Source organism: Streptomyces sp. NPDC018947 (genome assembly GCF_044390505.1).
Classification (GTDB): domain Bacteria; phylum Actinomycetota; class Actinomycetes; order Streptomycetales; family Streptomycetaceae; genus Streptomyces.
On record NZ_JBIRZD010000002.1, the window covers coordinates 112041 to 130716 of the forward strand.

The following is an 18676-nucleotide window of genomic DNA, read 5'->3' on the forward strand; positions in this document are numbered from 1 at the left end:
TCATGTCCACCACGACACCCACCCCGAAGCGCTCCGGGGCCGTCAAGGTCACGGGCGGCGAGCCCGACGCAGGCAGGGGACGGCGCAGAAGACGCCCGACGGGGAAGCAGAACCTGGCCGGCTGGCTGTTCTCCACTCCGTTCCTGGCGCTGTTCGCGGTCTTCATGCTCTTCCCGATCGTGGCGACGCTCGTCATGAGCTTCACCGACTTCGGGCAGCGCGACGTACGGCGCCCGACGGAGGCCGAATTCGTCGGCCTGGACAACTACACCAAGCTGTTCGGCGACGACCAGTTCCTGACGGCGCTGTTCAACACCGCGTACTTCGTGGTCGTCGGCGTGCCGCTGACGATCGGGCTCGGGCTGCTGGTCGCGATCCTGCTGAACAGCGGCATCGACAGGGCCCGGACCTTCTTCCGCGTCGGCTTCTACGCCCCCGTGGTCACGACGATCGTGGCCGTGGCGATCGTGTGGCGGTTCGTACTCGACCCCTCCGACGGGCTGATCGCGGGGCTCGGCGACGAACTCGGCTTCACCGCACCGGACTTCCTGGGGTCGGAAGCCTGGGCGATGCCGTCGCTGATCGTGATGGCGGTGTGGCGCAACCTCGGCACGGTGATGGTCCTGATGATCGCCGGTCTGCAGGCCATCCCCGCCGAGGTGCGCGAGGCCGCACGCCTGGACGGGGCGAGCGCCTGGCAGGAGCTGAGCCGCGTCACGGTCCCACTGCTTCGGCCCACGCTCCTGTACGCGACCGTCATCACCACGATCGGCTACCTCAACGTCTTCGAGGAGCCGTTCGTGATGACCCAGGGCGGCCCCTCCGACTCCACGCTGACCGTGTCGCTCGACATGTACTTCCAGGGCTTCCGGTTCTTCAACATGGGCTACGCGAGCGCGATGGCGTACGTCCTGTTCCTGGTGATCATGGGCATCACCGTGCTGCAGCTCCGACTGATGAAGGACAACACGAAATGAGCGCCGGCATCTCGCCCCGACGCCCGGAGAGCCGCGTCCGCAAGCCCCTGCTCTACGTCGTCGCCTCGCTCGGCCTGCTGGTGACGGCCGCGCCCTTCCTGTGGATGGCGCTCAGCGCCTTCAAGACCAAGAGGGACCTCACGGCCAGCCCGCCGGTGTGGATCCCGTCCGAGTGGACGCTGCGCAACTTCCGGGATCTGCTCGACCAGCTCGACATGCCTCAGTACTTCCTGAACTCGGTGATCGTCGCGGTGCTCGTGACCGTGTGCAATCTCCTGTTCTGTTCGATGCTCGGCTACGCGCTGGCCAAGCTGGACTTCACCGGCCGCTCGAAGGTCTTCGGCATCGTCCTCGCCGCCCTGATGGTGCCGGCGAACCTGATGGTCCTGCCGCTGTTCGTGCTGATCAACCAGCTCGACCTGCTCGACACCTACGCGGGCCTCGTGCTGCCCTTCGCGGCAGGCGCCTTCGGTGTCTTCCTGATGCGGCAGTTCATGCAGGCCATCCCGGACGAGCTGCTCGAAGCGGCCCGGATGGACGGCGCCGGCGAGTGGTACATCTTCTGGCGGATCGTCCTACCGCTGGTCAAGCCCGCGCTCGCGACGCTGACGATCTTCACGTTCCTCGGGTCGTGGAACAACTTCATCTGGCCGCTCATCGCGACCAACGACCCGGACAAGTACACGCTCCCGGTGGCCCTCGCCACCTTCGCCAACGACCCCAACCGGACGGTCGGCGGCGGCAACGGAATGCTGATGGCGGGCTCGCTGCTCGTCGTCCTGCCCGTCCTGGTCGTCTTCGCGGTCCTGCAACGCCACTTCACCCAGGGCATCGCCACCGCCGGCCTCAAGTAGCCCTCCCCCAGGGGCCCCCTCCCCCACGCACGCAGAAAGACAGGCATCACCACCATGACGCTCACCCCTGCCCGCACGCCCTTCCCCGACGGCTTCCTGTGGGGCGCCTCGACCGCGGCCCACCAGATCGAGGGCAACAACGTCAACAGTGACTGGTGGCGCAAGGAGCACGACCCGGCGGCGAGGATCCAGGAGCCCAGCCTGGACGCCTGCGACAGCTACCACCGCTGGGAGCAGGACATGGACCTGCTCGCCGGACTCGGCTTCACGGACTACCGGTTCAGCGTCGAATGGGCGCGCATCGAGCCCGCGCGCGGTCACTTCTCGCGCGCCGAGATCGCCCACTACCGCCGCATGGTCGAGGGCGCGCTCGCCCGCGGCCTGCGCCCGATGATCACGCTGCACCACTTCACGGTCCCGCAGTGGTTCGAGGACCTGGGCGGCTTCACCGCCGAGAACGGCGTCGAGCTGTTCGCGCGGTACGTCGAGGAGTGCGCGCCGATCATCGCCGACGGCGTCAGCCATGTGTGCACCCTCAACGAGCCGAACATGATCGCCGTGATGGCCGGTCTCGCCAAGCGCGGCGAGCAGGGCTTCCCGCCCGCGGGGCTGCCCTTTCCGGACGAGGAGACGACGCACGCGGTCATCGCCGCGCACCACGCCGCGGCCAAGGCCGTGCGCTCCGTCAACGCCGGCATCCAGGTGGGCTGGACGATCGCCAACCAGGTCTACCAGGCCGAGCCGGGGGCCGAGGACGTCACGGACGCCTACCGCCACCCCCGCGAGGACGTCTTCATCGAGGCGGCGCGCGGCGACGACTGGATCGGCGTGCAGTCCTACACCCGGACCAGGATCGGGACGGACGGCCCGATCCCGGCCCCGGCGGACGCCGAGCGCACCCTGACGTCATGGGAGTACTACCCCACCGCCGTCGGCCACGCGATCCGGCACACCGCGGAACTGATCGGCTCGGACACGCCGTTGATCGTCACCGAGAACGGCATCGCCACCGACGACGAGCAGCGCCGCATCGACTACTACGCGGGCGCCCTCGACGCCGTCGCCGCCTGCATCGAGGACGGCATCGACGTCCGCGGCTACCTCGCCTGGAGCGCGCTCGACAACTACGAGTGGGGGACCTACAAGGCGACGTTCGGGCTCATCGGCTGGGACCGCGAGACCTTCGCGCGCACGCCCAAGCCGGCCGCCCATTGGCTCGGCGGCCTGGGTCGCGAGCGGGCCCTGCCGCGCCTGTGAGCCCCGAGGGGCCCCCTACTCCGCAAGAAGTCCCTGCCACACGAAGAAGCCCGTTCCGGGGCGGCACTCCCCCGAGCCGTTCCGGAACGTACGGGACCGGGCCCGCACATCCGCCCCGCCGACCCGGCCCCGGGGCCTGCGAACCCTGACCTCGCAGGCCGGACCGGCGGGGGCCGACGCATCCCTGACATGCGCCGGCCCCCGCCCACCCTGCCCGCACGAGCACCACGAACTTCCCTTCACAGCAGCTCTTCTCGGAGGACCTTCATGGATCGCCGTACGTTCCTCATGACCGCCGGCGCCGGCGGCGCCGCCCTCGCACTGGGCGCCGGTCCAGCGGCCACCGCCGCCCCCGCCCGCTCCGACGCGTCCCTGGCGCGCACCTGGTTCCACTCGACGTACCGCTCGATCGAGGCGATGACCACCGACCTCGGCCTCGTCACCGACAAGATCGACGTCAGCGGGCCCGGCGCCCCCGTCCCGTCCGTCCAGACCTCTCCGACGAACATCGGCTGCGGGCTCTGGGCGACGGCCGCCGCGGCAGGGCTCGGTGTGATCGGCCAGGAGACGATGGAGCGGCGACTCGCCCGCACCGTCGCCGCGGTCGAGCGACTGGAGCGGGCACACGGCTTCTGGTTCAACTGGTACGACGCGCACGACGGTTCGCTCCTGACGGCCTGGCCCGAGAACGGCGACCCCATCCGTCCGTTCCTCTCCTCCGTCGACAACGCCTGGCTCGTCACCGGTCTGCGGATCGCCGCCGACGCCGCCCCGGCCCTGCGTCCGCGCATCGCGAGGCTGCTCGCCGACGTCGACTGGTCGTACTACTACACGCCCTACGACCCGGCCGACCCGGCCGCCGGACCGGGCCAGCTCCGCGGCGGCTTCTGGCCCGACAAGCCGGGCAAGGGCGAGCCGACCGGACACCACTACGGCGCCATGAACACAGAGCCCCGCATGGCCAGTTACCTGGGCATCGCCGACGGCAGCCTGCCGTCCGAGCACTACTGGCACCTGTTCCGCACACTGCTGCCCGGCATGGGGCAGGAGCAGGAGCCCGCGGGCTCGTACGTCACCGTCGACGGCGTCCGGGTCTGGCAGGGCCACTACACGTACCGGGGACGCAAGCTGGTCCCCACCTGGGGCGGCTCGATGTTCGAGGCCCTGATGGTGCCGCTGTTCGTGCCGGAGGCCGAGTGGTCGCCGCGCTCGTGGGGCGTCACGCACACCCGCTACGTCCGCAGCCAGATCGAGCACGGCATGGACGAGGCGGAGTACGGCTACTGGGGCTTCTCCCCCGCCAACATCCCCGAGGGGGGCTACCGCGAGTACGGCGTCGACGCCATCGGCATGCAGGAGGAAGGCTACAACTCCCTCGGTGTCGTCACCCCGCACGCCTCCTTCCTCGCACTGCCGTACGCGCGAGGCGAGGCGTTCGACAACCTGAGGGCCCTCGACCGGGACTTCGGCGCGTACGACGAGACGTACGGCTTCCGCGACTCCGTGAACGTCGCGACCGGCCGGGTCAGCGACTTCGTGCTCGCCCTGGACCAGGGCATGATCGCCGCCGCCCTCGCTCAGCAGCTCAGCCCCGGGCTGCTGCAGCGCCCCTTCCGCACCGGCGGCTTCGCCTCACGCGTGCGCCCCCTGCTGGAGAAGGAGCGCTTCTCCATCTAGCGACAGGCACCGTCGGCTCACCGGGTTCGAACGGTTGGCGGCGCGAGGTTCACACCGACGGCACGAGGGGCTGCTCGGTCCAGATGGTCTTGCCGTTGTGGCTGTACCGGCTGCCCCAGCGGGTGGTGAGCTGGGCCACGAGGTACAGTCCGCGGCCTCCCTCGTCGGCCCAGCGGGCCCGGCGCAGCCGTGGCTGCGTGTTGCTGGGGTCGGAGACCTCGCAGATGAGCACGTTGTCGCGGATGAGCCGCAGCGTGATCGGGCCGCCCGCGTGGCGGATGGCGTTGGTGACCAGTTCGCTGACGATGAGTTCCGTGGTGAAGGTCAGTTGCTCCAGGTTCCACTCGGCCAGTTGTGCGGTCACGGCCTTCCGGGCACGGGGCACGACGGCGGGGTCGTCGGGAAACTCCCAGGCGTTGGTGGAGCCGTCCGCGAGCGCCTTGGTGCGGGCCAGCAGCAGGGCCACGTCGTCGCGGGACGGGACGTGGGTGGCTTCGGAGAGCAGGGCTTGTCCGATCACTTCCAGGGAGGCCGAGCCGCTGCGGTCGCAGAGGGCGGCGAGTCGGTCCGCCAGTCGTGAAGCCTGGACCGGGCCGTCCTGCTCGCCGGAGGTCACCAGGCCGTCGGTGTACAGGGCGAGCACGCTGCCGGGCTCCAGGCAGAGACTCGTGACCTCGAACGGCATGCCCCCGACCCCGAGGGGCGGCCCGGGGACGACGTCGATCACCTCTGCCGTTGCGTCGGGGCGTACGAGAACGGGCGGCGGATGTCCGGCGCTGGCCACCGCGCACCGGCTGGTGACCGGGTCGTACACGGCGTACAGGCAGGTCGCCCCCACGACGTCCCGCTGGGCGGGATCGGCCTCGTCGGCGAGTTTCTGGACGAGGTCGTCCACGTGCGTGAGCAGTTCGTCGGGCGCGAGTTCCAGATCCGCGAGCGTCTGCACCGCAGTACGCAGCCTTCCCATGGTCGCGGCGGCGTGCAGACCGTGGCCGACGACGTCTCCCACGACGAGCGCGACCCGCAGCGAGGACAGGGGGATCACGTCGAACCAGTCGCCGCCGATGCCGGCCCCGCCGCCCGCCGGCACGTAGCTGCCTGCCGCCTCGACCGCCGCTGTGTCCGTGGTGGTGCGCGGGAGCAGGCGCTGCTGCAGGGCCACGGCCGCGCGGTGCTCGCGGGTGTACCGGCGGGCGTTGTCCACGCTCAGAGCGGCCCGTGACGCGATCTCCGCCAGCAGTTCCCGGTCCTCGTCGACGAAGGGCTCGGGCTGCTCGGTACGCCACACGACCACGACGCCGAGGACCAGCCCCCGCGCGAACAGGGGGGAGTACAGGACGGAGTGTCCTCGGTCGGGGACGAACAGGGAGGCCAGCTCGGGTCCCAGTTGCTCTCTGGCCTCCGGCCCGGAGGCCAGTACGGTCTCGCCGCGCCGCAGACGGTGCAGGATCGGAGGAGCGGGGTCCGGCATCGGGGGGACCGTCATCCCCGGTTGCAGCAGGGCATCCGGGACGCAGCCGGTCGCCGTGGCCAGGGCGGCGCGACGCAGGTACCACAGTCCGGCGCCGGTGAGTTTGGGGGGTTCGTCGCCGTCGAACACCGCGTCGGCGAGTTCCACCCAGGTCACGTCGCCGAGAGCCGGCACGAGGAATTCGGCCAGATCCTCAGCGGTGCGCAGGACGTCCAGGGTGCGGCCCACCCGCACGGACGCCTGGTGGAGCAGGTACAGGTGGTGGCGGTCCCGCTCCTTCGCGGTGAGGGGCGTCAGCAGCGTGGCCACACCTGTCGGGCGACCCGGCGGATCCTCCAGCCGGAAGGCGGACAGGGACCATTGCCTGTCGGCGACCTGTGGGGCCCGCCCACGCTGTACCCACCCGATCAGCGGCACCCCCGTCGCCAGCACCCGGCGCAGCGCCGACTCGGCCTCCTCCGCGTCCTGGGGGGAGAGCATCTCCCGCAGCCGGCCACCGAGCAGGGCGGGCCTGCCGGGCGTCTTCCGGATGAGATTGGTGCGCAGTGTGCGCAGGTCCAGACCGTGCACACCGATCTCGATCTGGTTCTGGGCGAACAGCGCCCGCACCAAGGCGGTGTCCTGGCCGCCCGCAGTGACGGACCGGGCGGGGACGGCCAGGACCACGTTGTGGGACGCGTCTTCCGTCGGCACGGCGCGAAAGGCGACCTCGACCGGACGGCCGGAGCGGTGGCGGAGCAGTGCCCGGCCCGCCGAGGGGATCCCGGTGGGACGGTGGCGGTCCTCGCACCGCCCGTCGGCGGGGTCGGCGAGGAGGTCGGTCACCGGGGAGCCGCACACCTCCTCGGCCGTGTAGGCCAGGAGGTCGGCGGCCGCTCGCGACCAGTGCCGCACCGTGCCCCGATCGTCGAGCACGGCCGTCACGATGTCATCGAACGAGACCGACTGGTCCCGGGCTTCTTCGGGGGAGGAGCCCATCCGCTGTCCCGACCTGTGTGGAGCGCCTTCCGGACTGATAGGTCAATTATGTCTGATTACGGTGCGTACTGCTCCGCCAGGCACTTCGGCAACCCGACCAGGGCGGGCGGGGCCTCGGCTGCCGTGGCAGCGGATGAGTGCCTTGTCCGCCGACGGGGGCGCCGTCGGCCGCATGGCCGAGGGCTTCGTCGCAGAAGGCCGGGCGTCGGTGCGGCGGGGCCGCAGCCGCGCGGGCGGCAGGCCGAGGACTTCGCCGCCACTCCGGGCGCCCGCCCGGAGCAGGACCCTTTGGCCGCTCGCGCCCGGGCCGTGTGTCAAAAGCCCTGGGCAGGCCGGGCGGCGCGTGCCAGCATGACGCCGTGACGCAGATCAGCAAGGGGGAGGACCTGCCGGCCCCCGGACAGTCAGGGCAGGCCGGACCGGTCCCGCTGGAGATCCCGCACGGCGCCGTCGGCAAGTCGTCGGGGCCGGGGCCGGGCAAGGGTTCGGGGTCGAGTCCGGCGGCGGGGCCGGACGCCGGTGCGGGACCGGGTTCGGGTTCGGGTTCGGGTTCGGGCAGGGGTACGGGATCCGCCTCGGACGGCGCGTCGGCCGGGTCCGGGGCCGGCGCGCGGGAGAAGGACCGCTCGCGGCCCCCGCGCCGGATCGGCGGCGGGGACGACGGATGGTGGGCGGGGCTGATCGCCCCCTCGCCCGCCCCGTCCGCCGGGACGGCCCTGTCCGCCGGGACGGCCGCGGCCGCCGGGATCCTCGGCGGGGAGTTCGAGGACATCGTGTACGTCGGCAGGGGCGACGCCAAGTTCGCCATGGAGGAGACGCCTCCGCCCGGTTACGTCGTGGTCGACGTCGCCCGGACGGGCTCCGGCATCTTCTGGATGGACTCCCTCGACTGGAACGGCAGGGAGGCCGTCCACCTCGGCAGGAGCTTCCCGCCCCACCGGTTCGACCGGAGGGTGATGTGGTGCGACAACCTGTACCCCCTGCGCTTCCGCGTCCAGTGCGACAGCCGGGACGAGTGGGTGGTCGTGATCCGGCCCCTCAGCGCGGTGCGCGCGCTCGGCGAGGGGGCCACCGGGCGGGGCTCCGACGTTCTGCTCCACACGGGGCCCGCAGGCGAGTTGGTCTCCCGAATGCGCTCGACGAAGGGGGGTGGCGAGTGGCTGCGCGTCGAGGGCCACAAGCCGCGTCGCCCCGGCGCCCCGGCCCCGTACCCGGACACACTGGCGAGCGAGACGGGCCGGCGCCCGAAGGAGGCACGGGTGCTCCCCGAGGGGCCCCTGATCCTGGCGGTCGTCAAAGGGGACGGCGACTGGTCGCTCGAAGTCCGGCCCGCCCGCCCCGCGGAGGAGAAGAAGCCCGGCCTCTGGAACCGTCTGCTCGGACGGTAGGACCGCGGCGGGGATCGCGCACCCCCTTCTGCCCGGCACCTGCGCCGCGGTCGTCGAGTCCACCGGGGAACCCCTGGGCGTCGCCGCCTCCGGCCCCGCCGAACGCGGCTGCCCCATCGTCGACCCGCACACCGGCGCGCCTGCCGCACATGCCCTGGCCTCGCTGACCGTGACCGGCCCCTCCCTCGCGGAGGCCGACATGCCGGCGACGGCGGCGTACTGCAGGGGAGCCGAGGCCCGGGATTGGCTGTCCGGGCTGCCGGGCGTCACCGCCTTCGCCGTGACGCCCGACGGGGATACCTGGGCGACGGGGCCCGTCCGGGGCCGGCCGGCCCCGTCCCACGCCGTCGGCTCGAGCCGGGTGAGGACGAACCCGCACCGCCGCACGGGCGGGTCCTCAGCTCTTGGGGGGCGGCCCGTTGCGCAAGGTGCTCAGGCGGCGCCGGTACTCCTCCTCGTCGATCTCCCCCCGGGCGTAGCGCTCACCGAGGATCTGCTCCGGTGTGGGTGCCGCGGGCGTGCGGGTCCGTTCCCGGGTGTGGTCGACGGAACGGACGACCAGCACGAGGACGGTGACGATCAGCGCCCAGAACAGGACCATGCCGACCGACATCCCGAACCAGCCCCACCCGCCCATGTCGTGGGTGTACCAGAACGTCATCCCCACTCACCTGCCTCGGCCCGCGGCGACCGGCGCCGGACGAACCGCCGACCCGGGCCTCCTCGCCTTCACGACCATCGTCACGCCGCCCGGTGGGGCGCTCTGGGGCCGGACGGCCCCGACCAGTGGGTCGTTCAGCCCCTCCCCCGGCGGGGCGGGGGGCCGCTTCGGCCGGTCGTGAGTTCGCCCAGGGCGGCACCGAGGCGGGTGAGGGCGGGGGCGATCCAGGGCAGGGTCTGTGGTTCTTCCGCGGTCAGCGCCCGGTGGCGTTGCCGCGGGGTGGCGCCGTACAGCAGGCTCGTGGCGAGCCTGAGGGTCAGGGCGGTGTCGGGTTCGCCGAACGCGCTGCCGGGCAGAGTGGCGATGCCGTGCCGGTCGAGCAGGGCGGTGGCCAGGTCGCTGCCGGTGGCGATCCCCCGGGCACGCAGAACCTCACGGGCGGGGGCGAAGTCGGGGTAGAGGTAGAAGCCGGCCTGCGGAGCGCGGCACCGTGCCCCCGCCGCGAGCAGCCGGGTGTGCACCTCGGTGGCGATGCGGGCGTGCAGCCGGCGGGCGGCGGTGATGTGTGCGGTGATCTCGGGCGGGTCGCTCAGGGCGTGGGCGGCCACGGCCTGCATGGGTGCGGCCAGGCTGGACCAGATCTCGCTGGCGACGCCGGTCAGTTCCTGGTGCAGGCGCCGTCCCCAGCACCCCTCGGGGGTGCGGGCGAAGCCGATCCGCCAACCGCCCAGGGCCAGGGACTTGCTCAGCCCCGTGGTGACGACGGTGCGCTCGGCCAGGTGGTGCACCGGGCCCGGGACGGTGCCGCGGTGGCTCAGCTCGGCGTAGATCTCGTCGCTGATGACCGCGAGGCCGTGGCGGTCGGCGATCGCGCAGACCGCCTCGACCTGCTCGGCGGGGGCGACGGTGCCGGTCGGGTTGTCCGGGACGGTGAGGACCAGTACGCCCGGCCGGGCCCCGTTCGCGGCGGCGCGCCGCAGGGCCTGTTCCAGCAGTTCGGGGTCGGGAATGCCGCCGGCCTCGGCCGGGACGGGTACGGAGATGACGCGGCGGTCGAGCAGGGCGGCCTGGGCCGCGTAGGAGACCCAGGAGGGACAGGGCAGCACCACGTCACCGCCGATCGCCGCCAGCAGCGCGAAGAGCAGGGGCTTGCTGCCCGGGGCGAAGACGATCTGGCCCGGTTCGGTGGACAGGCCGCGTCGGGTGAACCAGCCCGCGGCGGCCGCCCGGGCCTGTGGTGAGCCGGCGACCGGGCCGTACCCGTTGCGCAGGTGGGCGTCGGCGAGGACCTCGGCCAGGCCCGGGGCGACCGGCAACCCGGCCTCCCCGAATCCCAGGTGGAGTACGTCGTTCCCGGCTTCACGGCGGGCCTGAACGGCCTCGTCGATGGCGAGCGTCGCGGAGTGGGTCGTCATGGGGAACCGTCCTGTTCGGCACCGGGCACCGGCGTCGTGGTGCCGCGGCGCTCTGCCGGGCACACGCCCAGCGTGCCCGAGGCGTAGCATCAGCGACAGCGCGAAAATACGTGGGGAACTTTAAGGAGACCTGATGCTGGGCAACCTGCGGCGGCTGGAGATCCTGCACCGCTTCGCCGCCCGGGGCACCATCACCGCCACGGCCGCCGACCTCGGATACTCTCCGTCGGCGGTCTCCCAGCAACTGGCCGCCCTGGAACGGGAGGCCGGCGTCGCGTTGGTCGAGCGCACCGCCCAGCGTGCGAGCCTGACCGACGCGGGACGCGAACTGGCCGAGCACGCCGCACGCATCCTCGCCGCCGCGGAAACGGCCCACAGCCGCATGCGCGCCCGCGTCGGCACCGTCAGCGGGCGGGTGAACGTCAGTTGCATCCACTCCCTGGCCCCCGCTCTCGCTCCCCACCTGGCCGCACTGCAACGCGCGCACCCGGAGTTGAACGTCGTCGCTCACGAGACCGGCTCGACCACCGCCGCCGCGGCAGTCCTGGACCGCCGCTACGACCTCGCCGTCATCGACGACTGGTCCGCGCACCCACCGGCCGAAGGCACCGGCCTGTCCGTCCACCGTCTGCGCCGAGAGGACGTCGTCCTGGCGATCCCCGCGGACCACCCGCTCGCCGAGCAGCCCGGCCCGGCAAGCGCCGCACGGCTGCGACAGATCGTCCACGACCAGACCTGGCTGTGCGCCCCCGTCGGGGAACTCTCCCGAGCGGCGGGCGACCGGTATCTGACCGCGATCGACGCCACACCCCCGCGGCGCTGGGAATTCGAAGGACTCCACATCCTGGCCGCACTCGTCGCCACCGGTGCCGGCGTGGCCCTCCTGCCCGCCGGCCTCGCCCGGGAGCAGCCAGGCGTCACCGGACTGCGGCCGGCTCCCCGCATGCGGCGCACCGTCCTGGCGCTCACCCGGACCACCACCGGGGAGGACCCCGCCGTCACGGCCTGCCTCCACGCCGCCCGACAGGCCCTCGGCGGCCGGCCCTGACGCGGGTTCGTGGCCCCCGTCGCCCGACTGGGGTCCACGTCCGTCCACAGGGCGGGCGCGGGTCAGCAGGAGAACGCCTCCGCGAAGTCGCCGCTCTCCTGCTCCAGGGCAACGCCCGGGGCGCGCAGGCGTGGCAGATCCTCCGGCAGATGGCGCGCCACACGGCCGAGTGCGGGACGAGCGTGATCGCGGCCTTCTGCAACATGGGGGAGAGGACGTCAGTGTGGTGTCCCCAGGGGGGTCCTGCCCTAAGTTCTGTGCCGTGGCTGCAACCCCAGTGCCTCGAGGCCCCGTTCCCGACATTCGGACCCACGTCCCGGGTCTGGTCCTGCGGGAGTTGACACTCGAAGACGCGGACGCGTACTACGCGCTGCTGGACAGAAACCGTGAGCACCTGAGCCGGCTGGGCAACTACCGGGAGGAGAGTGGGGCCACCCCGGCCTGGGTTCGCGAACACCTGAGCGAGGACCCGGGCCTCAGCCACCGCTACGGGATCCGGCTCAACGGCGAACTGATCGGCCGGGTCGATCTGATTGCCGTTGCCCCGCCGCGCTATGGCACGGGCTACTGGCTCTGCGAGTCCCATGTCGGTGCGGGTCACGCGACGGCCGCGTGCGCCGCCCTGTACGTCTACGCGGCACGCGAACTCGGGGCCACCGACATCTTCGCCGGCGTCACGCACGGCAACGCCAAGAGCGTCGCCCTCCTCGAACGCCTGGGCTTCGACCCGGTGGCCGAGTTCGAGGACTACACGCGCTTCCGCCTCAGTCTCGTGCAGTAGGCGTGAGACGGCCTCATCCGTCAGGTGGGGCCTCGGATGCCGGCCGGCCTTGGTTGAATGCCAGGGAATGCCTGCGGAGGGTGTGGGATGGGCGGCGGCCGAAGCCACCGCGGAGGCGGGCCGCCGGCCCTGGTTGTCGAGGTGGCAGCGGACGGTCAGGCGTCAGGGTCGACTTCGGGGTGTGTGAACCGCACGGGCTTGCCCAGCGACCGGGCGTAGGCGATTTCGGCTCGGGTGCTGTCCCCGATGTAGTCGCCGACCACGAGCACCTCATCAGCGAGCCGGATCTTCGCGCGGTGCAGCTCGTCGAGTCGAACCTTCAGCGCCTCGGCCTCCACAGGATCGGACCGGAGTGCGTGCGGCGACTTCATGTCACAGCCCGGTTTGACGACAATCCTTCCGGCTTTGGTCTCCCGCAGATCGGCCTCGTTCATCTCGGTCATGAAGCGGGTGGAGCCGCAGATCACGACGATACGCGGGAGGCTCAACAGCTTCTTCGCGTCGGCGAGCTTCTCCTCGGGGGTGAGCAGTCGCGGGTCTGACACCGGTTCCTCCTGGTGGTGTGGTCCACGGGGTGCCTGCGGAAAGGAGGACGCACTCTATGCGACGACCGACGACACGCTGAAGGGGCATCCCGGCCTGGCGCCGTGGCGCCCGCCGGTCGGATGCGCCGCCCCCGACGGCCGTGATCATCCGAGCCGCACTAGGCTCGTGCAAGCGCTTCGTCCGTCTCGTGCGGCCAAGCCGTAGTCGCACGAGCAGGTGTCTGTACGCAGGACGGAGGGGGAAGGGTTGTTGCCCAGACCGGCGGTACGGGCCACACGGTGGCGTCACCCGGCAACACCTGCGGGGGAGAAGCCCCCTCCCGTGCCCGAGTCCCGTCGCGCACGGAAGCAGCATGCGATCGCTGAACTGCGGGCGCAGGGGCGCTACGGACCGGAACTTCGCGACGTGCTGCCCGCGTTCGTCGGCCTCGGCCTGGCCCTGGCCGGTTTCGCGGTAGCCCTCGCCTGGCTGTACCGCGCGCTCGGCACCGGCGGCCTGCTGCTGGGCGTTGCCCTGGTCGCGGTCGTCGCGGTGGTGGGGCGGCGCTGGCGCCGTGCGGTGGTCCGCCGGCGCGGCGGCATCTACACCCCCGCGGAACTGGCGGCGTTGGACGAGCACGGCCTGGCGGTGGCCGTCGAACGGATGCTGCAGCGCGACGGCTGGCACGTCATCTCCATGCCGGACGCGGGCCGCCCTCGGCTGTACGCACGCGACCGCGGCGGCCGCCGGCTCGACGTGGGATTCCGTCCGGCGGACGAGGTGCCGACGGACGGGGACACTCTGGTCGGTCCCGCTCCCACCCTGCGGGAGCCGGGCCGTCCCGGGGTCGACCATCCGATCCGCGTGCTGGTCACCCCGGGTTCGCACAGCCGCGCGGATGTCCAGTGGGCCTCCCGTCAGGGCAGGGTCCGCCTTGTCGGCGGCCGGCAACTGCGACAGTGGGCCGCCGGGACCTCCTTGGACGGCCTGGGCCTGCCCGGCTGACGGCGACGGCCGGGACGTCGCACGACCCACAGCGGGTGCTCGCCGCCGAGTGCTCGTCCGGCCGTCGCTTCGCCGTCCTCGACGTGACCGGTCGGGAGCCGCTGCCCGCGATTCGGTGAGGCGGCCCGCCATCAAGCGGCGGCCTCCGTCGGGGGCTCCCGCGAAGTCCAGGGCCGGGCCGTGTCCGGCGAGTGGCCGGAAGGAGGCCCCTCCCGGCCACTCGGCTCCGGACGACAGGCGGGACCGGCCCGGCGGACCAGACGTCCGGCGACCGCACCGGAAGCCCGCCCCGTTCCCGCGAGGACTACTTGCCCGTTCCGCCGAGGTAGGCCGCCCACGGGTAGTAGACGTAGTCGAACGCCGCCGGCGCCCCGGTGATCTTGTTTCCGAGCCACACGTCGTTCGTGAGCTGGATGCCGGGGAACATCGGATTCATCTCGTCGTGCAGCTTCCGTTCCATCTGCACGACCAGCTTGGAGCGGGCGCTGTCGTCCTTCGTGCCGATCGCCTCGGCGTAGAGTCCGTCGATGCCGTTGTAGCCGGACTGGTTGAAGGTGCCGCCGGTCACCGCGGTGAGGCCGAGCCAGTCGAGCGGGTTGGGGATGTTCGGCCAGAACTGGGTGTACAGCAGGTCGGTGTCGCCGCGCGTCGCCGGGTCGTACAGGTAGTTCGAGTAGCCGGTCGCGGGAACGACGTTCAGCTTGAACGTCAACCCGATCCTGTCGGCCGCGGCCTTGATCGCGAGGCCCAGTTGCTGGGTCTCCGCCTGCTGCGGAACCACGAGGCTGATCTGCTGCGACTTCACGTCGTCGGGCACTTTGGCGAGCAGCTTCTTCGCCTCCTCGATCTTGGCGGACCCGTCGGTTCGGACCGAGTCGGCGTAGGAGGTCAGCTCGTCCTCGGCGAAGCCGTACACGGCCGGCACGGTCTGCAGCGAAGCGGGGGTCCCCTTGCCCGCGAACACCTGCTTGCCGATGCCCTTCCAGTCGATGGCCCTCTGGAGTGCCTTGCGTACGTCAGCGCTGCCCATCGCGCCTTTCGGGTTCGCCACCACGAGCGTGACGGCCAGGGGCGCGGCACCCGAGTAGAGCTTGCCCGCCGACGATGCCCTCAACTGGGTCAGCCCGGCCATCGGCGGGCCGTACGTGCCGTCGATCTGCCCCGAGAGCAGACCGGACGTGATCGCGGAGTCGTCGGTCAGGAAGGTGAAGTCGATGTTCTTCACCCTCCGTGGCAGCGACTTGTTCCAGTAGCCGTCGTAGCGGCTCACACGGATCGACTGGCCTCGTGTCCACGTGTCGAACCGGTAGGGGCCGGTGCACATGACACCGACGTCCGGTGTCCCCGCCTTCCTGCCGTGCTGCTCGTAGAACTCCTTCTTGACGACGACACCGGCGAAGCTCGCCAACTCGTCGTTGAAGAGATAGTCGGGCTTCTTGAGCCTGACCGTCACCTCGCCGGCGCCCGTCTTCGCGATCGAGGCGACGTTCGCGTACAGGTAGCCGTAGAAGCTGGACTTGTCCGTCATGTTGTGCCGCATGCTCCACACCACGTCGTCGGCGGTCATCGGCGAGCCGTCCCAGAAGGTGGCGTCGGTGCGCAGCTTGTAGACCCAGGTCGTCGGGTCGGGGTTGGCGTACGACGTGGCCAGGTTGGGCTTGATCCGGAAGTCGGGTGTCTGGGCGAGCAGCGTCTCGCACATGTTCGAGTTGATCATGTTCGGCGTGTAGTCGGCCGACTGGAAGGGGTCGATGGTCTGGGGCTCGCCCTGGAAGACGTTCCAGGTGATCGAGTCGACCGAGCCCGAGCCCGTGGGAGTGAACGTCGTCAGCGTGTCGGTGGACCCGGTTCCTTCGGTGCCGGACGTGCCTCCGCCGGAGCAGCCGGCCAACGCGAGGACGGCGGCGGCGACGGCGAGTGCCGTTGTCCGTCTGTGCGGGCGGGGTGAGTACATGGGGCAACTCCCTGTTCAGGGTCGGGCGGTGAGGGTTTCGGGGTCCCACCCGCTGCGGGGGACGCTGTCGCGCAACAAGCGGGTGTAGGGGTCCTGCGGGCGGTCGAGCACGTCGGCGGTGGGGCCTTGCTCGACGACGGTGCCGTGCCGCATGACGATCGTGTCGTCGGTCACCTGGCGGATGACGGCGAGATCGTGGCTGATGAACAGGTAGCCGAGGCCGCGCTTCCGCCGGATGTCCGAGAGAAGGTTGAGGATCTGTGCCTGGATCGAGACGTCCAGGGCGGACACGGCCTCGTCGAGGATGAGGACGTCCGGATCGGCGGCGAGCGCGCGAGCGATGGCCACGCGTTGACGCTGTCCTCCCGAGAGGGCCCCGGGCAGTGCCGCGAGCTGCCGGTCGTCGAGCCCGACGAGCTCGGCGAGCTCGCTCACGCGCTTCCCGGTCTCGTCGCGGCCGAGCCGGGTGTGCACACCGACGACTTCCGCGAGGCAGTCGCCGATGCGCTGGCGGCGGTCGAGCGAGGTGTACGGGTCCTGGAAGACGATCTGGATGTCCCGGCCCCGCTCACGGCGCCTGCGCGCGGAACGCGCCGGGCGTGTGCGGTCCTCGCCGCGGAACAGGATGCGACCGCCGGTGGGACGCTCCAGGCCGATGATCATTCGCGCCGTGGTCGTCTTCCCGGACCCGGACTCGCCGACGATGCCGAGGGCACCGCCCGGGGCGAGGGTGAAACTCACGTCGGCGACCGCGGTCGCCTCGGTCCGTCCACGGCCGAACGTCTTGGTCAGGTGCTCGACGACGAGCAGCGGTCCGGTCATCGCTGAACCTCCTCGTTCGCTTCGGAGCCGACGTACTCCCGCGGCACCGTCAGGCCCCGGAGTCCCGGCATCCGGACGCATCGGGTCTGCGAGGGACCGATGCGCGTCAGTGGCGGAACCCCCGCGCGGCACTCCTCTTGTGCGAACCGGCAGCGCGGTGCGAAACCACAGCCGTCCGGTGCTTCGTAGGCGGTGGTCGGATGCCCGGGGATCGCGGGCAGCCGATCGACACGCCGGCCGATCTCGGGCCGTGCCTGCACCAGTGCGGCCGTGTAGGGGTGCAGCGGATCCTCGTGCAACCGCGCCGACGCCTGACGCTCCATGACCTGGCCGGCGTACAGCACGATCGTCTCGTCGCACACCGCACCGGCGAGTTCCAGGTCGTGGGTGATGAAGAGCATCGCCATGCCGTACTCGCGCTGCATGCGGCCGAGGATCGCCATCACCTCCGCCTGGGTGGTGACGTCGAGCGCGGTCGTCGGCTCGTCGGCGAGGACGAGCCGAGGCCGCGCGGCGACCGCGGCAGCGATCATCACCCGTTGCAGCAGGCCGCCGGAGAGCTCATGGGGGAACTGTCGCAGCCGGCGCTCGGCGTCCCCGATCCCGACCTCGGCGAGCAGTTCCTGTGCGCGCTTGCGAGCAGCGGGTCCGGCCATGCGGTCGTTGGTGCGCATCGCCTCGGTGAGGAAGTCGCCGACCGTGCGTACGGGGTTCGTGTGGGCCCGTGCGTCCTGGAAGATCATCGCGACGTCCTTCGCCCGGTAGGACCGCAGGGCGTCGGTACGGAGGTCGAACACGTCGGCGCCGTCGAAGCGGACCCCGCCCCGGACGTCGGCGCCGCCGGGGAGCAGGCGGGCGATGGTGCGAACCGTCATGGACTTGCCCGATCCGGACTCGCCGACCAGGCCGAGGGTGCTTCCACGGGCGAGGGAGAACGAGACGTCGCGCAGCACGGTGCGCAGCTCGCCCGCGACGGGCAACCGGACGGTCAGACCGTCGACTTCGAGAAGTGCGTTCACGAGCGTGCCTCCCAGCGTTCGGTGAGCCGGTCGCCGAGTACGTTCACGGCACCGACGGTGACGACGACGAGCGCGCCGGCGAAGAGGGCCTCCTGCGGGTGCTGCTGCAGCACACCGGCCATCCCGGTGCCGACCATCGCGCCCCAGTCGGATGTCGGCGGCTGCACTCCGAGGCCGATGAACGAGAGCCCGGCGAGGTCCATCAGGGCGAATCCGAAGGCGAGTGTGGCGTTGGCGACGATCAGTCCACCCACATTGGGCAGGATGTGCCGCACCGCGATCCGCACCCCGTGCACGCCCTGGACCTGCAGTGCCGCGACGTAGGGCAGTGAGCGTTCTCGCAGCGCCGCGCTGCGAACGATGCGCGCGATGTAGGGGATGTAGGCGATGGACAGCGCCGCGACGGCGGCGTTCAGGCCGGAGCCGAACAGGGCGGTCGCCAGGATCGCCAGCAGCAGGCCGGGGAAGGCGAACACGGCGTCGACGACGCGGACCACCATCTGGTCGAACCAGCCGCCGAACCACACGGCCGCGAGGGCGAGCACCGTCCCGAGGAGGGTCGAGATCACCACGACGAGGAACGGTCCGATCAGTGCCGTCCGGGAGCCGTGGACGAGGCGGGAGAGAAGGTCGCGTCCGCTGGCGTCGGTTCCCAGCAGGTGCGCGCCGCTCGAGCCCTGGTACGCGCCGGCGAGGTCGACGGCGTTCGGATCGTGCGGTGCGAGGAGGGGGGCGAGTACGGCGAGGCAGCCGACGAGTCCGATCAGGGCGAGCGCCACCCAACCCGACATGCCGAGGGCCGCCCTGTTCCGCGTCGTCCGTGCGCGGGCCTTTCGGGCTCCGG

The 18676-nt window shown here is 71.6% G+C and carries 16 protein-coding genes and 1 pseudogene; 9 read left to right on the plus strand and 8 right to left on the minus strand.

The features are described from left to right. Nucleotides 1-2 precede the first annotated feature (2 nt). The 4 genes from ACH499_RS05195 to ACH499_RS05210 all read left to right on the plus strand — a co-directional run bounded on the left by ACH499_RS05195 (nucleotide 3) and on the right by ACH499_RS05210 (nucleotide 4765). Nucleotides 3-977 (plus strand): carbohydrate ABC transporter permease, encoded by a 975-nt coding sequence (locus tag ACH499_RS05195; RefSeq protein ID WP_399013891.1) that lies wholly within the window; start codon nucleotides 3-5, stop codon nucleotides 975-977. Then, on the plus strand, nucleotides 974-1831 hold the full coding sequence (locus ACH499_RS05200) for a carbohydrate ABC transporter permease (protein WP_399013892.1): 858 nt from the start codon (nucleotides 974-976) through the stop codon (nucleotides 1829-1831). Before ACH499_RS05195 ends, ACH499_RS05200 begins: the two co-directional genes overlap by 4 nt. 54 nt (nucleotides 1832-1885) lie before the next feature. Beyond that, a complete protein-coding gene (locus ACH499_RS05205) occupies nucleotides 1886-3088 on the plus strand; it encodes a family 1 glycosylhydrolase (protein ID WP_356198348.1) in 1203 nt (400 codons plus the stop codon). Nucleotides 3089-3355: 267 nt separating this feature from the next. Beyond that, nucleotides 3356-4765: a glucoamylase family protein gene (locus ACH499_RS05210; RefSeq protein ID WP_399013894.1), complete on the plus strand. Its 1410-nt coding sequence runs from the start codon at nucleotides 3356-3358 to the stop codon at nucleotides 4763-4765. Between the two features lie 49 nt (nucleotides 4766-4814). Here the strand turns inward: ACH499_RS05210 and ACH499_RS05215 are convergent, their stop codons facing one another. Continuing rightward, nucleotides 4815-7214 carry a SpoIIE family protein phosphatase gene (locus ACH499_RS05215; protein ID WP_399013895.1) on the minus strand — a complete coding sequence of 800 codons (2400 nt, stop codon included), beginning with the start codon at nucleotides 7212-7214 and terminating at the stop codon, nucleotides 4815-4817. A 359-nt stretch (nucleotides 7215-7573) separates the two neighbouring features. On the opposite strand from ACH499_RS05215, the gene ACH499_RS05220 reads away from it, so the two are divergent. Further along, on the plus strand, nucleotides 7574-8602 hold the full coding sequence (locus ACH499_RS05220; protein WP_399013896.1) for a hypothetical protein: 1029 nt from the start codon (nucleotides 7574-7576) through the stop codon (nucleotides 8600-8602). A gap of 13 nt (nucleotides 8603-8615) precedes the next feature. Further along, nucleotides 8616-8861: pseudogene (locus tag ACH499_RS05225) on the plus strand (FAD:protein FMN transferase); the annotation flags it as partial. Between the two features lie 138 nt (nucleotides 8862-8999). On the opposite strand, the gene ACH499_RS05230 reads toward ACH499_RS05225, so the two are convergent. Both ACH499_RS05230 and ACH499_RS05235 read right to left on the minus strand, forming a co-directional pair. Continuing rightward, on the minus strand, nucleotides 9000-9263 hold the full coding sequence (locus tag ACH499_RS05230) for an SHOCT domain-containing protein (RefSeq protein ID WP_399013897.1): 264 nt from the start codon (nucleotides 9261-9263) through the stop codon (nucleotides 9000-9002). Between the two features lie 134 nt (nucleotides 9264-9397). After that, nucleotides 9398-10678: a pyridoxal phosphate-dependent aminotransferase gene (locus ACH499_RS05235; RefSeq protein WP_399013898.1), complete on the minus strand. Its 1281-nt coding sequence runs from the start codon at nucleotides 10676-10678 to the stop codon at nucleotides 9398-9400. Between the two features lie 133 nt (nucleotides 10679-10811). Between ACH499_RS05235 and ACH499_RS05240 the strand changes: the two genes are divergently transcribed. Both ACH499_RS05240 and ACH499_RS05245 read left to right on the plus strand, forming a co-directional pair. Then, nucleotides 10812-11726, plus strand: a complete 915-nt coding sequence (locus tag ACH499_RS05240; RefSeq protein ID WP_399013899.1) for a LysR family transcriptional regulator — start codon at nucleotides 10812-10814, stop codon at nucleotides 11724-11726. A gap of 277 nt (nucleotides 11727-12003) precedes the next feature. Further along, entirely contained in the window at nucleotides 12004-12507 is a 504-nt protein-coding gene (locus ACH499_RS05245) for a GNAT family N-acetyltransferase (RefSeq protein ID WP_399014315.1), read from the plus strand. A 155-nt stretch (nucleotides 12508-12662) separates the two neighbouring features. Here ACH499_RS05245 and ACH499_RS05250 read toward each other — a convergent pair whose 3' ends face one another. After that, nucleotides 12663-13052 carry a hypothetical protein gene (locus ACH499_RS05250; RefSeq protein ID WP_399013900.1) on the minus strand — a complete coding sequence of 130 codons (390 nt, stop codon included), beginning with the start codon at nucleotides 13050-13052 and terminating at the stop codon, nucleotides 12663-12665. 322 nt (nucleotides 13053-13374) lie between these two features. On the opposite strand from ACH499_RS05250, the gene ACH499_RS05255 reads away from it, so the two are divergent. Next, nucleotides 13375-14037, plus strand: a complete 663-nt coding sequence (locus ACH499_RS05255) for a hypothetical protein (protein WP_399013901.1) — start codon at nucleotides 13375-13377, stop codon at nucleotides 14035-14037. 304 nt (nucleotides 14038-14341) lie between these two features. Here the strand turns inward: ACH499_RS05255 and ACH499_RS05260 are convergent, their stop codons facing one another. Genes ACH499_RS05260 through ACH499_RS05275 form a run of 4 tightly spaced genes read right to left on the minus strand, consistent with a single transcriptional unit; the run spans nucleotide 14342 to nucleotide 18623 of the window. Next, entirely contained in the window at nucleotides 14342-15991 is a 1650-nt protein-coding gene (locus ACH499_RS05260; RefSeq protein ID WP_399013902.1) for an ABC transporter substrate-binding protein, read from the minus strand. A 15-nt stretch (nucleotides 15992-16006) separates the two neighbouring features. Continuing rightward, on the minus strand, nucleotides 16007-16813 hold the full coding sequence (locus ACH499_RS05265) for an ABC transporter ATP-binding protein (RefSeq protein ID WP_399013903.1): 807 nt from the start codon (nucleotides 16811-16813) through the stop codon (nucleotides 16007-16009). Further along, a complete protein-coding gene (locus ACH499_RS05270; RefSeq protein ID WP_399013904.1) occupies nucleotides 16810-17832 on the minus strand; it encodes an ABC transporter ATP-binding protein in 1023 nt (340 codons plus the stop codon). The genes ACH499_RS05265 and ACH499_RS05270 overlap by 4 nt, the downstream gene beginning before the upstream one ends. Then, nucleotides 17829-18623, minus strand: coding sequence for an ABC transporter permease (locus ACH499_RS05275; RefSeq protein ID WP_399013906.1), 795 nt, complete (start codon nucleotides 18621-18623; stop codon nucleotides 17829-17831). The genes ACH499_RS05270 and ACH499_RS05275 overlap by 4 nt, the downstream gene beginning before the upstream one ends. Nucleotides 18624-18676: the final 53 nt, after the last annotated feature.

Excerpts from the sequence above, each read along its gene's own strand:
- ACH499_RS05195 (WP_399013891.1), top strand. The coding sequence starts at position 3 with ATGTCCACCACGACACCCACCCCGAAGCGCTCCGGGGCCGTCAAGGTC.
- ACH499_RS05200 (WP_399013892.1), top strand. The coding sequence starts at position 974 with ATGAGCGCCGGCATCTCGCCCCGACGCCCGGAGAGCCGCGTCCGCAAG.
- ACH499_RS05205 (WP_356198348.1), top strand. The coding sequence starts at position 1,886 with ATGACGCTCACCCCTGCCCGCACGCCCTTCCCCGACGGCTTCCTGTGG.
- ACH499_RS05210 (WP_399013894.1), top strand. The coding sequence starts at position 3,356 with ATGGATCGCCGTACGTTCCTCATGACCGCCGGCGCCGGCGGCGCCGCC.
- ACH499_RS05215 (WP_399013895.1), bottom strand. The coding sequence starts at position 7,214 with ATGGGCTCCTCCCCCGAAGAAGCCCGGGACCAGTCGGTCTCGTTCGAT.
- ACH499_RS05230 (WP_399013897.1), bottom strand. The coding sequence starts at position 9,263 with ATGACGTTCTGGTACACCCACGACATGGGCGGGTGGGGCTGGTTCGGG.
- ACH499_RS05235 (WP_399013898.1), bottom strand. The coding sequence starts at position 10,678 with ATGACGACCCACTCCGCGACGCTCGCCATCGACGAGGCCGTTCAGGCC.
- ACH499_RS05240 (WP_399013899.1), top strand. The coding sequence starts at position 10,812 with ATGCTGGGCAACCTGCGGCGGCTGGAGATCCTGCACCGCTTCGCCGCC.
- ACH499_RS05260 (WP_399013902.1), bottom strand. The coding sequence starts at position 15,991 with ATGTACTCACCCCGCCCGCACAGACGGACAACGGCACTCGCCGTCGCC.
- ACH499_RS05265 (WP_399013903.1), bottom strand. The coding sequence starts at position 16,813 with ATGACCGGACCGCTGCTCGTCGTCGAGCACCTGACCAAGACGTTCGGC.
- ACH499_RS05275 (WP_399013906.1), bottom strand. The coding sequence starts at position 18,623 with ATGTCGGGTTGGGTGGCGCTCGCCCTGATCGGACTCGTCGGCTGCCTC.